Source organism: Marinobacterium arenosum (assembly GCF_019795155.1).
Taxonomy (GTDB): domain Bacteria; phylum Pseudomonadota; class Gammaproteobacteria; order Pseudomonadales; family Balneatricaceae; genus Marinobacterium_C; species Marinobacterium_C arenosum.
The window spans coordinates 1-3,139 of the sequence record NZ_JAILYN010000098.1 but is presented as its reverse complement, the minus strand read 5'-3'; the positions used below and the strand labels follow the sequence as shown (position 1 = coordinate 3,139).

Sequence of the window (3,139 nt, the reverse complement as noted above, 5' to 3'; positions counted from 1 at the left end):
GACGCTCAGGCTCTGCAGGTCCAGTTCGTCATTGTTGATCGCCGCGACGCCAGCGGCGGTCAGCAGCACCGCATTGCCGTCGATCTGGAAGTAACCGTTCGGGTCGTTCAGCAGCTGATGGCTGAGCGGCTGGCCTTCCGGATCGCTGGACGTGAAGGTGGCAACCTGCTGGCCTTCGCTGACCGACTCCTCGGTCAGCGACTCCACCGCGGTGACGGTGATGCTCGGGCCTTCGTCGACCCGGTTGATCAGGGTGCTGTCCGTATCGTCGGCACTCTTTCCGCCGGCACTGACCTGCACGCTGACGCTCAGGCTCTGCAGGTCCAGCTGATCGTTGTTGATCGCCGCCACGCCGGCGGCGGTCAGCAGCACCGTATTGCCGTCGATCTGGAAGTAGCCGTTCGGGTCGTTGAGCAGCTGGTGCGTCAGCGGCTGGCCTTCCGGGTCGGAGGACTCGAAGGTAGCGACGGTATCACCGGCGGCGACCGACTCCTCGGTCAGCGATTCGACCGCGGTGACGGTGATGCTCGGGCCTTCGTCGACCCGGTTGATGGCGGTGCTGTCGCTGTCGTCGGCGCTCTGGTCGCCGGCGGTGACCTGCACGCTGACGCTCAGGCTCTGCAGGTCCAGCTGATCGTTGTTGATCGCCGCGACGCCGGCGGCGGTCAACAGCACCGCATTGCCGTCGATCTGGAAGTAGCCGTGCGGGTCGTTCAGCAGCTGGTGACTGAGCGGCTGGCCTTCCGGGTCACTGGATGTGAAGGTGGCAACCTGTTGGCCTTCGCTGACTGACTCCTCGGTCAGGGATTCGACCGCGGTGACGGTGATGCTCGGGCCCTCGTCGACCCGGTTGATGGCGGTGCTGTCGCTGTCATCGGCGCTCTGGTCGCCGGCGGTGACCTGCACACTGACGCTCAGGCTCTGCAGGTCCAGCTGATCGTTGTTGATCGCGGCGACGCCGGCGGCGGTCAGCAGCACCGTATTGCCGTCGATCTGGAAGTAGCCGTGCGGGTCGTTCAGCAGCTGATGACTGAGCGGCTGGCCTTCCGGATCGCTGGAGACGAAGGTGGCGACCTGTTGGCCTTCGCTGACCGACTCCTCGGTCAGCGATTCGACCGCGGTGACGGTGATGCTCGGGCCTTCGTCGACCCGGTTGATGGCGGTGCTGTCGCTGTCGTCGGCGCTCTGGTCGCCGGCGGTGACCTGCACACTGACCGTCAGGCTCTGCAGGTCCAGCTGATCGTTGTTGATCGCCGCGACGCCGGCGGCGGTCAACAGCACCGTATTGCCGTCGATCTGGAAGTAGCCGTGCGGGTCGTTCAGCAGCTGGTGCGTCAGCGGCTGGCCTTCCGGGTCACTGGAGACGAAGGTGGCGACCAGCTGACCTTCGCTGACCGACTCCTCGGTCAGGGATTCCACCGCGGTGACCTCGATGCTCGGGCCTTCGTCGACCCGGTTGATCAGGGTGCTGTCCGTATCGTCGGCGCTCTGGTCGCCGGCCGTGACCTGCACGCTGACCGTCAGGCTCTGCAGGTCCAGTTCGTCGTTGTTGATCGCCGCCACGCCGGCGGCGGTCAGCAGCACGCTGTTACCGTCGATCGCCAGGTAGCCGTTGTCGTTATTGAGCAGCTGGTGCGTCAGCGGCTGGCCTTCCGGGTCACTGGAGACGAAGGTAGCGACGGTATCGCCGGCGGCCACCGACTCCTCGGTCAGCGATTCGACCGCGGTGACTTCGATGCTCGGACCCTCGTCGACCCGGTTGATGGCGGTGCTGTCGCTGTCGTCGGCGCTCTTGCCGCCGGCGCTGACCTGCACGCTGACGCTCAGGCTCTGCAGGTCCAGTTCGTCATTGTTGATCGCCGCGACGCCAGCGGCGGTCAGCAGCACCGCATTGCCGTCGATCTGGAAGTAACCGTTCGGGTCGTTCAGCAGCTGATGGCTCAGCGGCTGGCCTTCCGGATCGCTGGACGTGAAGGTGGCAACCTGCTGGCCTTCGCTGACCGACTCCTCGGTCAGCGACTCCACCGCGGTGACGGTGATGCTCGGGCCTTCGTCGACCCGGTTGATCAGGGTGCTGTCCGTATCGTCGGCACTCTTTCCGCCGGCACTGACCTGCACGCTGACGCTCAGGCTCTGCAGGTCCAGCTGATCGTTGTTGATCGCCGCCACGCCGGCGGCGGTCAGCAGCACCGTATTGCCGTCGATCGCCAGATAGCCGTGCGGATCGTTCAGCAGCTGATGCGTCAGCGGCTGGCCTTCCGGGTCGGAGGACTCGAAGGTAGCGACGGTATCGCCGGCGGCCACCGACTCCTCGGTCAGCGATTCCACCGCGGTGACCTCTATCTGCGGGCCCTCGTCAACGCGCAGCAGCAGGGTGCTGTCGCTATCGTCGGCGCTCTTGTCGCCGGCCGTGACCTGCACACTGACCGTCAGGCTCTGCAGGTCCAGTTCGTCGTTGTTGATCGCCGCGACGCCGGCGGCGGTCAACAGCACCGTATTGCCGTCGATCTGGAAGTAACCGTGCGGGTCGTTGAGCAGCTGGTGACTCAGCGGCTGGCCTTCCGGGTCACTGGAGACGAAGGTGGCCACGGTATCGCCTACTTCGACCGCTTCCTCGGTCAGCGATTCCACCGCGGTGACTTCGATGCTCGGACCCTCGTCGACCCGGTTGATGGCGGTGCTGTCGCTGTCGTCGGCGCTCTGGTCGCCGGCCGTGACCTGCACGCTGACCGTCAGGCTCTGCAGGTCCAGCTGATCGTTGTTGATCGCGGCGACGCCGGCGGCGGTCAACAGCACCGTATTGCCGTCGATCGCCAGGTAGCCGTGCGGATCGTTCAGCAGCTGATGCGTCAGCGGCTGGCCTTCCGGATCGCTGGATGTGAAGGTGGCCACGGTATCGCCGGCGGCCACCGACTCCTCGGTCAGCGATTCCACCGCGGTGACTTCGATGCTCGGGCCCTCGTCGACCCGGTTGATGGCGGTGCTGTCGCTGTCGTCGGCGCTCTGGTCGCCGGCCGTGACCTGCACGCTGACCGTCAGGCTCTGCAGGTCCAGCTGGTCGTTGTTGATCGCCGCGACGCCGGCGGCGGTCAACAGCACGCTGTTACCGTCGATCGCCAGGTAGCCGTTGTCGTTATTG

General features: G+C 65.8%; 1 protein-coding gene. It reads right to left on the bottom strand.

The window, feature by feature from the left end; translation table 11 throughout:
- A partial coding sequence (locus K6T12_RS21255) for a hypothetical protein (protein ID WP_222224978.1) occupies positions 1 to 3,139 on the bottom strand: 3,139 nt, incomplete at both ends.